Source organism: Streptomyces sp. NPDC048473 (genome assembly GCF_043200155.1).
In the GTDB taxonomy this organism is placed as follows: Bacteria; Actinomycetota; Actinomycetes; order Streptomycetales; family Streptomycetaceae; genus Streptomyces.
The window spans coordinates 219,341-234,170 of record NZ_JBICXE010000008.1; the positions used below are offsets into that span (position 1 = coordinate 219,341).

General features: G+C 70.5%; 15 protein-coding genes. 8 read left to right on the plus strand and 7 right to left on the minus strand.

Features of this window, described 5'->3' with window-relative positions; all coding sequences use genetic code 11:
* The first annotated feature begins 4 nt into the window (after positions 1-4).
* Together ACGFU7_RS16895 and ACGFU7_RS16900 are read left to right on the plus strand one after the other, a co-directional pair.
* On the plus strand, positions 5-1,159 hold the full coding sequence (locus ACGFU7_RS16895; RefSeq protein ID WP_393696489.1) for a glycosyltransferase family 4 protein: 1,155 nt from the start codon (positions 5-7) through the stop codon (positions 1,157-1,159).
* A gap of 327 nt (positions 1,160-1,486) precedes the next feature.
* Positions 1,487-2,293 carry a thioesterase II family protein gene (locus tag ACGFU7_RS16900; protein WP_393696491.1) on the plus strand — a complete coding sequence of 269 codons (807 nt, stop codon included), beginning with the start codon at positions 1,487-1,489 and terminating at the stop codon, positions 2,291-2,293.
* Positions 2,294-2,340: 47 nt separating this feature from the next.
* On the opposite strand, the gene ACGFU7_RS16905 is transcribed toward ACGFU7_RS16900, so the two are convergent.
* The gene (locus tag ACGFU7_RS16905) at positions 2,341-4,068 is read right to left on the minus strand and encodes an aldehyde dehydrogenase family protein (protein WP_393696493.1); all 1,728 of its coding nucleotides are present in this window, start codon (positions 4,066-4,068) and stop codon (positions 2,341-2,343) included.
* A 194-nt stretch (positions 4,069-4,262) separates the two neighbouring features.
* On the opposite strand from ACGFU7_RS16905, the gene ACGFU7_RS16910 reads away from it, so the two are divergent.
* The gene (locus ACGFU7_RS16910; protein ID WP_393696495.1) at positions 4,263-5,441 is read left to right on the plus strand and encodes a PucR family transcriptional regulator; all 1,179 of its coding nucleotides are present in this window, start codon (positions 4,263-4,265) and stop codon (positions 5,439-5,441) included.
* An 80-nt stretch (positions 5,442-5,521) separates the two neighbouring features.
* Here ACGFU7_RS16910 and ACGFU7_RS16915 read toward each other — a convergent pair whose 3' ends face one another.
* From ACGFU7_RS16915 to ACGFU7_RS16925, 3 genes are all read right to left on the minus strand, one after another.
* Positions 5,522-6,709, minus strand: a complete 1,188-nt coding sequence (locus ACGFU7_RS16915) for an amidohydrolase (RefSeq protein WP_393696497.1) — start codon at positions 6,707-6,709, stop codon at positions 5,522-5,524.
* 89 nt (positions 6,710-6,798) lie between these two features.
* The gene (locus ACGFU7_RS16920) at positions 6,799-7,452 is read right to left on the minus strand and encodes a GntR family transcriptional regulator (protein WP_393696499.1); all 654 of its coding nucleotides are present in this window, start codon (positions 7,450-7,452) and stop codon (positions 6,799-6,801) included.
* Between the two features lie 800 nt (positions 7,453-8,252).
* On the minus strand, positions 8,253-8,645 hold the full coding sequence (locus tag ACGFU7_RS16925) for a DUF5997 family protein (RefSeq protein ID WP_393696501.1): 393 nt from the start codon (positions 8,643-8,645) through the stop codon (positions 8,253-8,255).
* 58 nt (positions 8,646-8,703) lie between these two features.
* On the opposite strand from ACGFU7_RS16925, the gene ACGFU7_RS16930 reads away from it, so the two are divergent.
* Entirely contained in the window at positions 8,704-9,465 is a 762-nt protein-coding gene (locus tag ACGFU7_RS16930; protein ID WP_393696502.1) for a LysR family substrate-binding domain-containing protein, read from the plus strand.
* 27 nt (positions 9,466-9,492) lie between these two features.
* On the opposite strand, the gene ACGFU7_RS16935 is transcribed toward ACGFU7_RS16930, so the two are convergent.
* Positions 9,493-9,711 carry a hypothetical protein gene (locus ACGFU7_RS16935; RefSeq protein ID WP_393696641.1) on the minus strand — a complete coding sequence of 73 codons (219 nt, stop codon included), beginning with the start codon at positions 9,709-9,711 and terminating at the stop codon, positions 9,493-9,495.
* On the opposite strand from ACGFU7_RS16935, the gene ACGFU7_RS16940 reads away from it, so the two are divergent.
* Entirely contained in the window at positions 9,635-10,045 is a 411-nt protein-coding gene (locus tag ACGFU7_RS16940; protein ID WP_393696503.1) for a CoA transferase, read from the plus strand. The genes ACGFU7_RS16935 and ACGFU7_RS16940 overlap by 77 nt on opposite strands.
* A 171-nt stretch (positions 10,046-10,216) precedes the next feature.
* Here the strand turns inward: ACGFU7_RS16940 and ACGFU7_RS16945 are convergent, their stop codons facing one another.
* Positions 10,217-10,528: an NIPSNAP family protein gene (locus ACGFU7_RS16945; RefSeq protein WP_393696505.1), complete on the minus strand. Its 312-nt coding sequence runs from the start codon at positions 10,526-10,528 to the stop codon at positions 10,217-10,219.
* An 86-nt stretch (positions 10,529-10,614) separates the two neighbouring features.
* On the opposite strand from ACGFU7_RS16945, the gene ACGFU7_RS16950 reads away from it, so the two are divergent.
* Together ACGFU7_RS16950 and ACGFU7_RS16955 are read left to right on the plus strand one after the other, a co-directional pair.
* A complete protein-coding gene (locus ACGFU7_RS16950; protein WP_393696507.1) occupies positions 10,615-10,923 on the plus strand; it encodes a hypothetical protein in 309 nt (102 codons plus the stop codon).
* A gap of 199 nt (positions 10,924-11,122) precedes the next feature.
* Positions 11,123-12,613, plus strand: coding sequence for an esterase (locus ACGFU7_RS16955; protein ID WP_393696508.1), 1,491 nt, complete (start codon positions 11,123-11,125; stop codon positions 12,611-12,613).
* 72 nt (positions 12,614-12,685) lie between these two features.
* Here the strand turns inward: ACGFU7_RS16955 and ACGFU7_RS16960 are convergent, their stop codons facing one another.
* Complete coding sequence (locus ACGFU7_RS16960; RefSeq protein WP_393696510.1) at positions 12,686-14,014, minus strand: geranylgeranyl reductase family protein; 1,329 nt, start codon at positions 14,012-14,014, stop codon at positions 12,686-12,688.
* A 156-nt stretch (positions 14,015-14,170) separates the two neighbouring features.
* Between ACGFU7_RS16960 and ACGFU7_RS16965 the strand changes: the two genes are divergently transcribed.
* On the plus strand, positions 14,171-14,815 hold the full coding sequence (locus ACGFU7_RS16965) for a TetR/AcrR family transcriptional regulator (protein WP_393696512.1): 645 nt from the start codon (positions 14,171-14,173) through the stop codon (positions 14,813-14,815).
* The last annotated feature ends 15 nt before the right edge of the window (positions 14,816-14,830 follow it).

Sequence of the window (14,830 nt, forward strand, 5' to 3'; positions counted from 1 at the left end):
ATTCATGGGCTCCACCCTTGTCATCACCAATGACTTCCCGCCGCGCCAGGGAGGCATAGAGACCTTCGTGCACGCCATGGCCACGCGTATACCGGACGACGACGTCGTGGTGTACACCTCGCGCGAGCCGGGCGACACCGCGTACGACGCGGCTCTTCCGTTCCCTGTCGTACGGGACTCCAGCGGCATGTTGCTGCCGACCGGGCGGGTCACCCGGAGGGCCGTCGAGATAGCCAGGGCCCATGGCTGCGACCGGGTCTGGTTCGGGGCCGCCGCACCGCTGGCCCTGATGGCGCCGGCCCTGCGCCGCAGTGGGATTCAGCGCATGGTGGCAACCACCCATGGCCATGAGATCTGGTGGGCCAGGACACCCGGTCCGCGTCAGATGATGCGCCGTATCGGTGAAGGCGTGGACGTCGTCACCTATCTCGGTCAGTACACGCGCGCCCGGATCGGGCCGTCCCTGGGCCCGCGTGCGCGGATGAGCCGGTTGGTGCCGGGGGTCGACTCGGAGGTGTACCGGCCCGATGCCGACGCCGCCTTCGAGCTGCGGACCCGGCTGGGCCTGCACGGCAAGCGCATCATCCTGTGTGTGGCCCGTCTGGTCCCGCGCAAGGGCCAGGACATGCTGATCCGCGCCCTGCCGCTGATCCGGCGGGAGGTGCCCGACGCGGTGCTGGTCGTGGTCGGCCGGGGGCCGGACGAGGCACGGCTGCGCAAGCTGGCGCACCGCCACGCCGAGGGCTCGGTCCGTTTCGTGGGCGGAAAGTCGCACACCGAGACGCCGCAGTACTACGCCGCGGCGGATGTCTTCGCCATGCCGTGCCGTACCAGGAAGGCCGGTCTGGAGGCGGAGGGGCTCGGGATCGTGTTCCTGGAGGCGGCGGCGAGCGGACTGCCGGTGGTCGTCGGCAACTCCGGCGGCGCTCCGGACACGGTGCTCGACGGCAGGACCGGCCGGGTCGTGGACGGCACCGACACCACGGCGATCGCGGGTGCGCTGACCCGGATACTGCTCGACGCGGACCAGGCCGCCGAGATGGGCGCCGCGGGCCGTCGGTGGGCCCAGGAGTCCTGGTCCTGGGACGCATCGGCCCGCCATTTGACGCAGCTGCTGAACCCCGAGGGCATTCCGGCGGTCGTGCCGGGGCAGGAGTAGGTCCGGCGACGGCAGGACAGCCGCGACGCACGACGGGTTCGAGGTCGAAGGCGTCCCTTTCCGCCAGGGCCTGCTGGGCGAATCGGGTGTGTTGGAGGGCACCTGCGGTGAGGAGTCCGCCGTGGGTGCCTTGTCCGCGGATCCGGCCGGTTTCGGCAACGAGGATATGGTCGGAATGCGACAATCGCCCTGCGACATCAGTTGACGCGCGAAGTGACGTAAATCCGCCACGATGGGAGTGCAGTTGCTGGACTCAGCCGAGCCGCGCCGGGAGCGGCAGGACCTGACCGACCCCGGCCCCCATGCCGCCACGGGGAGGACCGGGGCATGACACATACCGCCATGTTCCGTGGATCCGCCGTCTGCCCGAGCCCGGTCGCCGACCCGTCCCTGCGCCTCTTCCTCTTCCACCACGCCGGTGGCTCGCATCTTCTCTACCGGGATTGGGCAGCGGAGTTCCCGCCGGACTGGGAGCTGTGTCTGCTCAATGCCCCCGGGCGTGCGCACCGGCGCGATCAGCCCGCGATCGACCGCGTCGACGAGCTGGTCGACCACTTCCATGAGGAGCTGCTGCCACTGTTCGACCGGCCGTTCGCCTTCTTCGGGCACAGCATGGGCGGCCTGGCCGCATACGAACTGACCCTGAGGCTCGCCACGCAGGGCGGGCCATTGCCGGTCTGGCTCGGGCTCTCCGCCTTCGGTCCGCCCAGAGGAGCGGAGTACCGGCGCCGCCCAGGACGGCACGAGAGCTCCGACGCCGAACTGCGTGACTGGCTGCGGTCGGTCGGCGGCACCCCCGCCGAGCTGCTCGACAACGACGATCTGTGGCAGATGTTCGAGCCCGTGTTCCGCAGCGATTTCAAACTGGTCGACACCTGGGCGCGCGACCCCGCCACCGGCTCACCGCCACTGCCGTTCACCGTCTTCGGAGGCGACCAGGACCCCGTCGTGGAGCCCACGCGACTCAAGGCATGGGCCGACCACTCCCCGTACTTCCAGGGCGTCCACCTCTACCCCGGCGGCCACTTCTATCTGCACGACCACCGTGCTGCCCTGACCCGCACCGTCACCGCATCGGTGCGCGCGGCCCGCGCCGCCGCCGAACGCATCATCACGGCGCCCGGTGCCTCGTAATGACCCTCGCTCGTCAGCGGCACCGGGCTGCGCGGCTGCGGTAGTGCTCAGGCGCGGAAGGCCGAGGCGAACACGGCGGGCACCCGTGCCCAGGACGGCTGCTTCGCCAGCTGAGTGAGCCGGCGGCCCGTCACGGCGGCGCTGCGCGCGGTGACGAACCACGGCGGCTTCGGGAAGAGCGCCGGCTCGCCTCCCATGACCGACCTCGGGAAGGGCCGGAACGGACCCCGGACGACGGTCCGCTCCGGCGCATCGATCAGCAGGGCGTTGTGCACGACACCGATCCCGCTCCCGGCGTCCGTGACGGTATGGCCGGGGAAGGCGCCCCACGGAGCCGTCGCGGTGAGAAAGCCGACCGCGGTCCAGGCGTTGACGGCGATCGTGCCGTACCGCAGCGCGGCCACTGCATGGTCGAACGCCCGGCCGAGGCGCTTCAGGGTGGCGGGGTCGATGACAATGTTCGCCCCGAGGGTGCCGAAGAGGTCGCGATTGGCGGTCTCGACGGCCCGGTCGAGGAACTCGGCGCCCCTGCCGGGCAGGGTGAGCACGCCGAGCACGGGCGCGAAGTACTCGGTCGTCCCCAGCTCCGCCGCCTCCTGACCGTCACCGAGCTCGACCAACAGGCGTGAACCTTCGGCGCCCTGCCACTCGGCCGCCGGATGACACCGCGCCGCCTCCGCGAGTCTTCCCGCACTGCCCGGATACCAGGCCGGCCGCGCCGGGGCCGTCCGCAGGGCCTCGCGGAGCAGACCGAGGAACGCCTCGCGCTGCGGCCAGTCGCTGCTGACCACGACCACTTGTGAGGCGATGCAGTTGTGGCCGCTGTTGTGCAGGCGCTGGGTCGCGATGTGCTCGGCCTGGTAGCGGAGGTCGGCGTCGCTCCAGGCGCCAGGGACCACGATGACCGGGGAGACACCACCGAGTTCGCTCGTCATCGGCTTGTCCAGGAGCGGGGTGCCGGCGGCCTTGCGGGCACGGCCTTCCTCGCCCGGACCGAAGGCGACGATGTCATGGGTGGCGAGGCTGCCGGTGATGTGGACGTGTGCGACGCCCGGATGGTGGGCGAGGTAACCGCCGACCTCGCCGTCGCCCGAGACGATGCGCAGCACGCCGTGCTCGACAAGTGGCGCGAGAGCGCGCCGGTAGACCGGTTCGAGGTCGCTCAGGACGGGGTTGAGTTTCAGCACGACGACACGGTTGTGCGCGATCAGTTCGTACAGCACATCGAGCGGCGCGATGGAGGTGACATTGCCGGCGCCGAGGACGAGACCGATGCCGGCGGTGCGCTCGGGGTGGCGGGCGCCGAGGCCCGCCCGACGCCGCACGGTGTCCGCGTCGACCCGCGGCGGCATCCACACCTCGGCGCTGAAGCCGTTCAGGAGCAGGCGGTCGTAGACGGTGAGCGGGAGGACGGGGACGCTCACCCGCCCGCCCGGTGCCTGCCCGAACTTCGCGCCGTCGAGCGGGCCGCGGCCCGAGGCGACCGTACGGAGCGTGCGGCTGAGCACGTCCAGGGAGGTCAGCAGCGCATAGGGCCCGGAGAGCCACTCCTCACCGACGAGCGGGGAGTCGTCCGGCAGGAGCTTGATCCGGCTCGCGATCCGCACCCAGGTCTCGGCCTCGGCGGCGACGGCGGTATGGACCCGGGCGAGGAGGGCACCGCGTTCGGCCGGCGAGGTCGCCGCCCAGTGCCGCTCGCCCTCGGACAGCTCGGAGAGGATCGCGTCGAGCTCGGGCATCCTCCGGGTGCTGCCTGCGGGGGCTGCAGCGGTCATGGTGATCTCCCTCGATCGCGACCGCACGGACGGGCGCCGTGCTGCGGAATTGGTTCCTGGCACAAGATTCTCCGGACCACACCAAGATGACGGATATCGGGGCCCCTTGCTATGGGCGGGCACCGCGATAATCTCCGAACTGCTTTGTGCCGCGGCACAATTCCGATGGGGAAGCAGGCGGGTACCTTTACCGGATGCGCGACACCACGGGCTGCGACCACGTCTTCGCCGAGATCCTCGCCTCGGTCGGTGAACTCACCGATGTGACCGTCCGGAAGATCGCCGAGGACGAGTCCTGCTACACGCAGAGCCGGCTCCCGCCGGATCTGCTCCGCGACATCGTCCACGCCAACATCGAGGCGCTCCTGCGCATGGAGACCGGCGGCCCGGACGCCGGCGACGAGACGGCCCGACGGGCCGGACGCATCAAGGCCGAGCACGGCATCCCGCTCCCGGCGCTGCTGCACGCCTTCCGGCTCGGCGGACTGGAGATCTGGGAGTGGGCGATCGCCCGCGCCACGACCGGCGAGCAGGCCGACGCGCTGCTGCGCCGGTCGTCGCACTTCTGGGGCGTGCTCGACCGCTTCTCCACGGCCGCGACGGAGGCGTACCGGCAGGTTGCCGACGACCGGGAACGGCAGGAGCAGGTATCCCGACGGGTCACGCTCCTCAGCGTCTTCGAGGGAGCGAACGGTGTCCGGTTCGGGAGCGCCGCAGGGGTCCAGCGCGCTCTCGGCCTGCCGGAACGGGCGTCGTACCGCGTAGTGGCCGGGGAGGTCGGGCGGAACGGCGAGGACCCGCTGCCCGCCATCACCGCCCGGCTGGCGAACGTCGACGTGGCATCCGTCTGGACCACCGAGCTGGGCGAGCGGCTGGGTCTGGTCGCCCCGACCGGTGACGCCGAGTCCGCCGCGGTGTTCCGTGTCGTGAAGCAGGCGGCGACCTCACGGGTGGGCGTGAGCCGGCCGTTCACCACACTCGCCGCCGCGCCGGAGGCGGTACGTCAGGCCCGGATCGCCCTGGAGTGCGTGGCCCCGGCCGGGGTGGGTGTCCACTGCTACGGCACCGCTCCGATCGACACCCTCGTCGCGGCGCACGCCGAGTCCGCGGCCGAGCTCAGCGAGAACGTCCTGGGGCCACTGCTGTCCGGCGAGGACGGCGATGCGGCTCTGCTCGACACCCTCGACGCATGGTTCGCCGCAGACGGCTCGACCGCCGAGGCGGCGCGGCTGCTCCATTGCCACCGCAACACCGTGCTGTACCGGATCGCCCGCATCGCGGAGCTGACCGGCCGCGCTCCGACACGGCCGGTCGACGCCGCCGAGCTCTATGTCGCACTGCGGGCGAGGCGGCTCGCGGGCGACGGGCGGTAAGGCGGTAGCGCTGCGCGCGGAGGGGGGCCACCGCTCCCGGAACGTGTCTGCCGCGGCCGCACCGCGCTCGCCGGCCGGGATCAGACCTGAAGCTCACCGTCCCGGACAACCACTCGCCCACCCGCGACCACGAGTTGGCGCCGCGGAGAGCGCACGAGGGCGTCCTGGACGTTCTCGGCGTCCACCAGAACGATGTCCGCGCGCGCCCCCGCGACGATGTCGTGGACGTGGCGGTGGACGAAGCCGGCCGCGCGGGTGGAGGACAGCTCCACTGCGTACGTGAGCTCCTCATCGGTGCGCAGCCCGTGCAGCCGCGCGAAGCCGAGCGCGATGCGCAGCATGTCGCCGTCACCGTACGGGGACCACAGGTCGCGGATTCCGTCGGTGCCGAGACCGACCGGGATGCCGCGGTCCCGCATCCCGCGCCAGGGGAGCGGCGCGGTACGGGGCGGGGCCACGGTTGCCCACGCGATGCCGGCCTCCTCGCAGCCGTCGAGCAGGTCCTGCTGCCGGCTCGCCGAGAGCTCCCCGAGGGCGAAGCCGTGCGAAATCGTCACCTCGTCACGCAAGCCCGCACGCCGGGTGCGGTCGATGATGAGCTCGAACTGGAACGCGCCGAGCTCCCCTCCATCGTGCAGATGGATGTCAAGACCGACGCCACGGCGCTCCGCGATATCGAACAGACCGTCGAGCTGCGCCACAGGATCACGGTCGATCGAAGCAGGGTCGATGCCGCCGATACTGGTCGCCCCCGCTGCGGCTGCCTGATCGAGCAGTTCCAGCACACCGGGACGGCGCATCACACCGTCCTGCGGGAACGCGACGATCTCGACCTCGATCGCGCCGTCGAGAGCGTCCACCGCCTCGCGGACGGCCTCGATCCCTCGCAGCCCGACACCGAGGTCGACATCCACATGGCTGCGCACCGCTGTCGTGCCGTGCCGAAGAAACTCGCCCAGTACCGCGGTGGCCGAGGCCGCATTCGGGATACCAAGTCCGTCACGCATGGCGCGCTCATGGGCAATGCGCCCCTGGGTCGTGGCCTCTCCGCCGTAGGAAACCCATGGCTGGCCCCACCAGCTCTTGTCGACGTGGGCGTGCGCATTGATGAAGCCGGGCAGAGCGAGGAGGCCGCCGCCATCGAGGTGGTCGCCGTCATGGCTCGCGGTCCCGGCGGGCTCGACGGCAAGGATCTCGTCGCCGGACATCACGATGTCGACGGGTGCCGCACCCCAAGGGCGGACGTTCGCCAGTGTCACATGGGTCATAAGAAAAATGGTATCCCAAACGACATCGAGCGGCGATGCTGCTCAAGACTGGTTGCGCGGATCGCGGAGCGCCTCGACGCCGCATTCCGTCAGGAACCCGTAGACCGCCTCCGACGTGCAGCGGCCGCGCTACGGCTGCTCGCCAAGTGTTTCACGACAAGTTCTTCCACTCGGTGAACGTCCCGGTCCGCGATCGCGGCGTAAAGGGCCTCGTGCTCCTTCGCGACTGCCAGGAGATCTTCATGCTGCGCCAGCAGCCATCGCATCCTGCTTCGAAGCGTCCGCTCCAGCTCGCCGAGCAGCTCATTGCCTGCCAACGAGGTCACTGTCTGGTGGAAGTCGGCGGCGGCCCGTCGAGCACGCACGGCGTCTCCCGTACGAGCGGCTTCCAGCTCGGCGTCGAGGTCTGTGCGAAGTCTTTCGAGACCCTGCCGCGTACGCCGTTGAGCAGCCAGCCGGAAAGTGAGCAGTTCAAGGGGTGTACGAATCTCGTTGAGATCCGCGATGTCCGTGGACGTGAACTCCCGGACGACGGCCCACGTCCGTGGCCTGGCGGTCACCAGGCCCTCGGCCACGAGCACCTTGAGCGCATCGCGGATGGGCAGTCTGCTCACCCCGAGCTCTGTGGCGAGTTCGCGTTCGACGAGCTTGCTTCCAGGCTGTCGGACACCGTCAAGAATGTCGTCCCGCAGCTGCTGAGTGACGCGCTCCGACTCCGGCTCGAAGGCCTCTGACCCTGTCATGCCGATCATTCTCTCAATCCCGCGTCGTCGGCCTGAAGCCGCAGGCGTCGAATCAGAAGCGCTTCAGGCCGACGGACGGGGTCCGCCGGCGCCGCTCGTACGGTCAAGGGCGCCACATCGCGCGCCGTCCGAGTGGGAGAACCGTCGCATGCAGCATCCAGGCCACGGCGGCTCCCGGAGACGCCGCCGTGATCGCCAGGTAGGCGTTGTGGCCGCTGGGGAGCGCCCGGCAGGGGCCCGCGGTGAGGACGCAGCTTGTCAGAGCCTCCACGGCGGTGAGCCGGGCCGGCAATGCGAGTACTCCCGCACTGTATGCGGCGAGCACTCCTCGCCGGGAGGCTCAGCGGCGTGTAACCGCCCCCGGCCCACAGAGCCGCGGCTGTCTGCGCGACGCCCACCGGCGTGATGAGGGCCCAGACGGAGAACGGGACCCCGAGCACCGGCAGCAGCATTCCGAAAAAGGGCGGCCGCGAGGCCCGTGGGGACACCGAACCGTACGAAGAAGCCGGCCGTCGGCCGTGGTGGCCCGAACCCCGGGAAGGCGTGCTGCATGCCTTTGCGCCAAGCGACGCACTGACCACGCCCGGCGGTCGAGGGCGAACAGGGTGAGCAGCCCCGCCGCTGAGCATGACGCGTCGCCGCCGTACGCGCCCGAAGGCCAGAGTGGCGATACGGGGGGTGAGGGGTTTCGCGAGGAACGTGACCCCTGCTCGCACAGAAGGCTCATTCCGGTCTGTGACCGTGCGGCGAGCCCTTGTGCGTCCAGGCTGTCATGCCGAGGGACAAGGTCAGGAACGCGGTCAGTGGGACTGATCGTCGCGTGCTGCGTTCTTCTCCTTGATGCGCACCGCTTCCTTCCGGACCTCGGCCTGGGTGGCACGTTCCTGCTGGAGCCAGTCGGGGCTGTCCGTCTTCAACGCCTCGATCTGCTCCGTGGTGAGGGCGTCCGTGATTCCGCCCCGGGCGAGACCCGAGATCGAGATGCCCAGCTTCGCCGCGACCACCGGCCGGGGGTGCGGGCCGTTGCGTCGCAGCTCCTGCAGCCACTCCGGCGGATCGGACTGCAGTGCGTTCAGCTCGGTGCGCGAGACGACACCCTCCTGGAACTCGGCGGGGGTGGCCTCTAGGTACACACCCAGCTTCTTTGCCGCGGTTGCGGGCTTCATTGTCTGGGTGGTCTTGTGCGACGTCATGGTGCCAAGGGTATCGAGCATGTGCGCTACCTCTGACCAGGGCCGGTAACCTGGCGGAGTGACAAGCTCGGAAGAAACCCCTTCGTTCCGGCTCGCGTATGTCCCGGGGGTGACGCCCACCAAGTGGGTGCGGATCTGGAACGAGCGGCTGCCCGACGTCCCGCTGACCCTCATCGGGGTGCCGGCCGCCGAGGCGTCCGACGTGCTGCGGGGCGGCGGCGCCGACGCGGGTCTCGTGCGGTTGCCCATCGACCGTACGGGCCTCAGCGCGATCCCCCTCTACGCCGAGACGACGGTCGTCGTGATCCCGAAGGACCACGTCATCGCGGCGGTCGACGAGGTCTCCGCCGAGGATCTCGCCGACGACATCGTGCTGCATCCGCTCGACGACACCCTCGAATGGGAGCACCGGCCGGGACGGCCCGCGATCGAGCGTCCCGCCACGACGGCGGACGCCATCGAGCTCGTGGCGGCAGGAGTGGGCCTCCTCGTCGTCCCGCAGTCGCTCGCCCGCCTCCACCACCGCAAGGACCTCACGTACCGGCCGGTGTCGGACGCCCCCGAGTCGCGCGTCGCGCTGTCGTGGCTGGAGGACGAGACGACGGACCTGGTGGAGGACTTCATCGGGATCGTCCGGGGCCGGACCGTCAACAGTTCACGAGGTCGCCCCAAGGCCCAGGCGCAGCCGAAGGCCAAACGCCCCGATACGGGTGCTGCACGGCGCAAGCCCGCAGCCGGCAAGACTGCGGGGAAGAGCCCGCGGAGCGGTTCCGGCGGCGCCAAGGGTGGCAAGCGCGGAAAGCCTCGCCGCCGGTCGTAGCCCCCCGCTTCGCCCGCCCGCAGGCGGCTACGCAGAGGTGGGCACGTCCTGCGAGAGCAGCAGCGCCGTACCGATCTCGGCGAAGCGGTCCGCGAGATCCGGGCGGTCACCGGGTCGATGACGGTGAGCACTTACCGCACCTCCGACGGCGGTCACATGGCCGTCGGCAGTGTGGAGCCGCAGTTCTACGCAGTGCTGCTCGACGTCCTCGGGCTCGGCGGCGACCCGCTGTTCGCGAAGCAGCACGACCGGGACGCCTGGCCCGCGATGGGGGGAGCGGCTCGCCGGGATCTTCGCCGGCCGGACCCGCGAGGAGTGGACCGCCGCCTTCGAGGGCACACAGTCCTGCGTCACGCCGGTGTACGGACTGACCGAGGCCGCCGGCCATCCGCACAACATCGCGCGGGGCACGTACTACACCGAGAACGGTCTGCTCCAGCCCGCGCCCGCACCCCGGTACCGGGGAACCCCCGCGGCGACACCACGCCCCGCCCCGGCGATCGGCACGCACACCCGCGAGGTACTCGAAGAGGTCGGCATGGCAGCGTCCACCATCGACACCCCCGTCCCGGCACGCTGAGTACCTGTTTCACCCACCGGCTGGGCTTCGCACCGCTGTTGAAGCTGCCGAAGCCCGGTCACAGGGCCGGGAGGTGATCAACGCGTTGACGAGCCGGCTGAATTTCGGTGCGTTGCCGGGCGGTGCGGACAAGCAATCCTGCACGCCTGCCACCGTGCATCTCCCCCTGGCCTAGGACAAGCCATCGAGCGGCCGGAGGAAGCGGCGCTCATATCGCTTGATGCAGCGGGTGCTTCGAGCCAGTTCGAACGCTTCCTGGCACTCCGGGTCGGACATGCTGTCCGTGCGGTACTGCTCGTACGTGGCGAGGCTGGGAAAGGAGAAGAGGGCGTAGGCGATGTCGCTGTCGCCCTCACTCGGCAGGAAGTAGCCGTGGTGCGTCCCGCCGAAACGGTTGACGAGCCCGATCCAGCGGCGACCGTATTCCTCGAAGTCCTCAAGCTTGTCGGCGTCGATCTCGTACTTCAGATGAATGGTGATCATGCCTACATGATGCCGCGTGACTATTCGGGTTCGAAGGCGGCCATGTGATTGCGTAACCTCCACGACTGCCCGAGGCCGAAGTAGAAGTGCACGGAGCCGCGTACGACGCGACCCCTCCGGGCGGCACGGTCTGCCTGGTCGGCGCGGGCTCGCGCACCGGCATGACCGACCTGAGCATGGCGGAACCGGTCCTCAACGAGAAGAAGGTGCTGCCTTCCTTCTACGGGAGCGACGGCATCCGTCGCACGTACGCCACGACCATCGAGCTATGGCGCGCGGGCCGCATCGACCTGGAGTCGATGATCACGCACCATGTCCCGCTCACGGACATCAACCAGGCAATCCGTCAGATGCACACCGGCGAGGCACTGCGCACCATCATCGACATCGCCTGATCCCCCTTCCTCGTCGCAGCCCCCGGCACACCGGGGGCTGCCCCGGGTGTTCAGGGGCGGGCGGAACCCCGCCCACGGCGCGTCCTGGGTACAACCCTTTCACCTCATGCTCGGTCAAACACGACGCCAGGAAGGAACGGGCCCTTTCCGGTCATCGCCCCCGCACCCGCCCGGTCATCCTTGAACCAAGGAGCCGCTCGTGCGCACGTACCGTCCGGCCGCCGTTGCCGCGGCCTCGTTTCTCCTGATGGCGGGAGCCGGCATCGCCGCTCCCTCCGCGTACGCCGGTACTCCCGGCGGCACGCACGCAAGTGACCGCAACAGCGATTTCAACGGCGACGGCTACGAGGACGTGCTCATCGGCGCGCCGGGCGGAACCGTCAGCGGAAAGAAAGGCGCGGGGTACGTGACCGTGCAGTACGGCGCGTCGACGGGTATCGGCACCCGCCGGACCGCGGTCGTCAGCCAGTCCACCGCCGGGGTGCCGGGCGCCGCCGAGACGGGCGACGCCTTCGGCAGGGCGCTGGCCACCGGCGACCTCGACGCGGACGGCTACGACGACGCGATCGTGGCCATTCCGGGCGAGGACATCGGGACGGTCGCGGACGCCGGCGGCATCACCGTTCTGTGGGGGTCGTCGCGGGGGCTGGCCGGTGCGAACAGCGACTGGCTGGAGGCCGCGGAGCCCGCGGCAGGCGAGAAGTTCGGCAGCGCCCTCGCCGCGGCCCGCTTCAGCCCCGACACCCCGGGCGACGAACTGGCCGTCCTCAGCCGTGACGACCTGGAACTGTACGCGTACGACGCGGCCCCGCAGCCGAAGTCCGCGCCGCTGGAGCGCACCGCGCGCAACCGCCTCGCCGCCACGGCACAGGAGCGTCCGATCCAGCCGAAGTCCCTGACCACCGGCGACTACGACGACAACGGTCTCGCCGACCTCGTCGTCTCCGGCGTCACCGTCGGCGACGAGCCCGGTCACGGCTGGTCGTCCTTCTTCTCCGGGCAGACGCAGGGCCTGGTGTACGAGCGCGATCTGCGGGGCGGCCCGGTCGCGGCGTCCGGCGACATCGACAACGACGGCTACGACGACCTCGTCACCGGCGAACCGCACAGCCCCGACGACGGGGGCGAGTCGATGACCGGCGGTCTGGTCGGCGTCTACTACGGCAGTCCCGACGGGCCGCTCGGCGTCGACGGTGCGGGCAGCCCGCCGCAGTGGTGGACCCAGGACACGACCGGTGTCCCGGGGACGGCCGAGCGCGGTGACGGCTGGGGCACGGACCTCTCCGTCGCGGACACCAATGGCGACGGGTACGCGGACGTGGCGATCGGCGCGTCCGGCGAGGACATCGGCACGGTGGCGGACGCGGGAGCGGTGTGGGTGCTGCGCGGCACGGCCGGGGGACTGACCGCCACCGGTGCCAAGTCGTGGGACCAGAACTCCGCGCAGGTGCCGGGCAGCGCGGAGAAGGGCGACCAGTGGGGCGGCCAGGTCAGGCTGACCGACCCGAACACGGACGGCCGCTTCGGCCTGCTGGCCGCCGCCCCCGGTGAGAACACCGGCGACGGCGTGGTGTGGGTGCTCTCGGCCGGGTCGGGCGGGGTGACGGCCACCGGCTCGTGGACGTACGGCGGCGGCTCGCTCGGCGCGCCGTCACCGGACGCGGCGTACGGAGCCGCGATCGACGAGTAGTACGCGAGACAGCGCACCGGGGCTCGCCAACAGGCGTCCCCCGGTGCACTGTTCGTGCCCGGCCTCGGAGGCTCAGCGCCTGCGTCGCACTTTCGGTTCCGGGACGAGACGCACAACACCGTTGAGCAGATGGTCGATCAGGTCGTGCGAGGGTTTGTCCGTGAGATTGGTCAGCAGCCGGGCCAGGGTGTTGAGCACAAACGGCGACCCCATGACGTAACGGTTGAGGACCGGCTGGAAACCCGAACGGCTGAAGACGAGGTCCGCGGCTGTGTTCCCGAGACGGTAGTAGCGCCCCCAGCGGCGGTTCATCTCGACGGGGTAGCCGCGCAGCACCTGCTCCCTCCTGGGCCCCCGGGGAAGAGCGAGGGCGAGCGCGGCGGTCTCGGCTGCGACTTCACCGGCTTCCATGGCCTGCCCGATGCCCTCCCCGTTCCAGGGGCTGATCATGCCTCCGGAGTCGCCGACGAGGAGGAGCCCCCGGGTGTAGAGAGGATGACGGTTGAAGCCCAGCGGAAGGGCCGCGCTCCGCACGGGGCCCTCCGCGTTCTCCTCGCGCAGTCCCCAGGCGTGCGGGGTACGTGCCAGCCACTCGTCCAACGTGGCGCGCAGGTCCGCCTTTCCGTGCCGTCGGTGAGGCAGCGCACCGAGACCGACATTGACGCGGCCGTCGCCCATGGGGAAGATCCAGCCGTATCCGGGCAGGTAGTGATCGCTCCCCGGGAAGCGGAGGTCGGCCCACAGCTCCAGGTACTCCTCCTGGGAACGCTCCGGACTTCGGTAGTAGCGGCGGGCGGCCGTCGCGATCTGCCTGCTCGTGTCCCGCTGCAGGCCCATGGCGAGAGCGAGGCGCGCGGAGGCGCCGTCGGCGGCGATGACGATCGGTGCGTGGAAGGCCAATGGCTCCTTCGCCGAGGTCGTGGCGGTGACACCGGTGATACGGCCGGCGCGGTCGGTCAGGGGCTGGGTCACCTTCACGCCGCTGCGCAGCCGGGCCCCGGCGGCGACGGCGTGCCGGGCCAGGATGTCGTCGAAGTCGTGCCGGCTGCGCGAGAGCCCGAAGTCCGGGTAACGCCCGAGCGCGGGCCAGTCGATGTGCACCTGATGGTCTCCGGCCACCCATCGCATCCCGCGTGAACGCGTCCACCCCGGAGCCTTGATGTCGACGCCCATCCTGATGAGCTGGTGCACTGCTCGTGGCGTCAGACCGTCCCCGCACACCTTCTCCCGGGGGAAGTGGGACTTCTCCAGGAGCAGGACATCGACGCCCGCCCTGGCGAGGTGGAAGGCCGCGGCAGAGCCCGCCGGCCCCGCCCCCACCACGATCACCTGGGCTTCCTCGTCCGAGCCGTGGGCGGACCGATCGTCCGACGGGGACTGGTCTGGCGTCGTTTCCCGCATGGGGGAACCCCTTCCTGTTCCTGGAACAGCCGGTGCCGTACCGAGTACGGCAGCCCTGTGCATCATCATCGATCAAGGAGGGCCGGTGCGGAACCCGGCCCGGATGTCCGGCACCCGCCTGATGCGGCGTCAACCACTGTGTGAGGAAGTTCGACCATGGAAGCTGCCGATGTGAACACCTCCGCCGATGGCGGCTCACCGGGACGAGCGGGCTACCGGCGATCGGCAGGGTCGCCGCGCGGCGAGGCCAGACGCCGGGAACTGCTCGACCTCGTCACCGACGACCTCGCCGCCAACGGGCTCGTGGACTTCTCGCTCCGACGTGCCGCACGGGCGGCGGGCACCACGCACAAGGTGTTGCTCTACCACTTCGACGGGGCCGACGACCTGCTCATCCAGGCGATCCTCCAGCTGCGCGAGAAGCGCATCGAGAAGGCGTTCGCCGCCACCACCGGAGGACCGGCGCGCCGGTCGCTGGGGGAGTGGGTGCGTGCGGTGTGGCCGATCCTCGCGGGTGAGGAAGCGCGCGTGCTCGAACAGGCCATGGGCCTGGCGATGTACGACCCCGGCCGCTATGCGCAACTCGGCCGGGAGGCATCTCAGCAGTACCTGCCCCTGCTGCTCTCCGTCTGCCCGGAGCGCTGGTCCGGGCAGCGCAAGCTGGAGGTCGCCGAGATGATCCTCGCGACGCTGCGGGGCTTCCTGGTGGATTCGCGGACCAGCGGTGACACGGCGGGGATCTCCGCGGGGTTCGAGGCCCTGGCCCGTGCGCTGGACCATGAGGAGGCCGCCGGCGATTAGCGGGTTTCCGGTGCG

What these genes read in the sequence shown, in the direction of transcription:
- ACGFU7_RS16965 (WP_393696512.1), top strand. Translation starts at nt 14,171, where the DNA reads ATGGAAGCTGCCGATGTGAACACCTCCGCCGATGGCGGCTCACCGGGA.
- ACGFU7_RS16905 (WP_393696493.1), bottom strand. Translation starts at nt 4,068, where the DNA reads ATGACCGCTGCAGCCCCCGCAGGCAGCACCCGGAGGATGCCCGAGCTC.
- ACGFU7_RS16900 (WP_393696491.1), top strand. Translation starts at nt 1,487, where the DNA reads ATGACACATACCGCCATGTTCCGTGGATCCGCCGTCTGCCCGAGCCCG.
- ACGFU7_RS16915 (WP_393696497.1), bottom strand. Translation starts at nt 6,709, where the DNA reads ATGACCCATGTGACACTGGCGAACGTCCGCCCTTGGGGTGCGGCACCC.
- ACGFU7_RS16910 (WP_393696495.1), top strand. Translation starts at nt 4,263, where the DNA reads ATGCGCGACACCACGGGCTGCGACCACGTCTTCGCCGAGATCCTCGCC.
- ACGFU7_RS16895 (WP_393696489.1), top strand. Translation starts at nt 5, where the DNA reads ATGGGCTCCACCCTTGTCATCACCAATGACTTCCCGCCGCGCCAGGGA.
- ACGFU7_RS16945 (WP_393696505.1), bottom strand. Translation starts at nt 10,528, where the DNA reads ATGATCACCATTCATCTGAAGTACGAGATCGACGCCGACAAGCTTGAG.
- ACGFU7_RS16960 (WP_393696510.1), bottom strand. Translation starts at nt 14,014, where the DNA reads ATGCGGGAAACGACGCCAGACCAGTCCCCGTCGGACGATCGGTCCGCC.
- ACGFU7_RS16920 (WP_393696499.1), bottom strand. Translation starts at nt 7,452, where the DNA reads ATGACAGGGTCAGAGGCCTTCGAGCCGGAGTCGGAGCGCGTCACTCAG.
- ACGFU7_RS16925 (WP_393696501.1), bottom strand. Translation starts at nt 8,645, where the DNA reads ATGACGTCGCACAAGACCACCCAGACAATGAAGCCCGCAACCGCGGCA.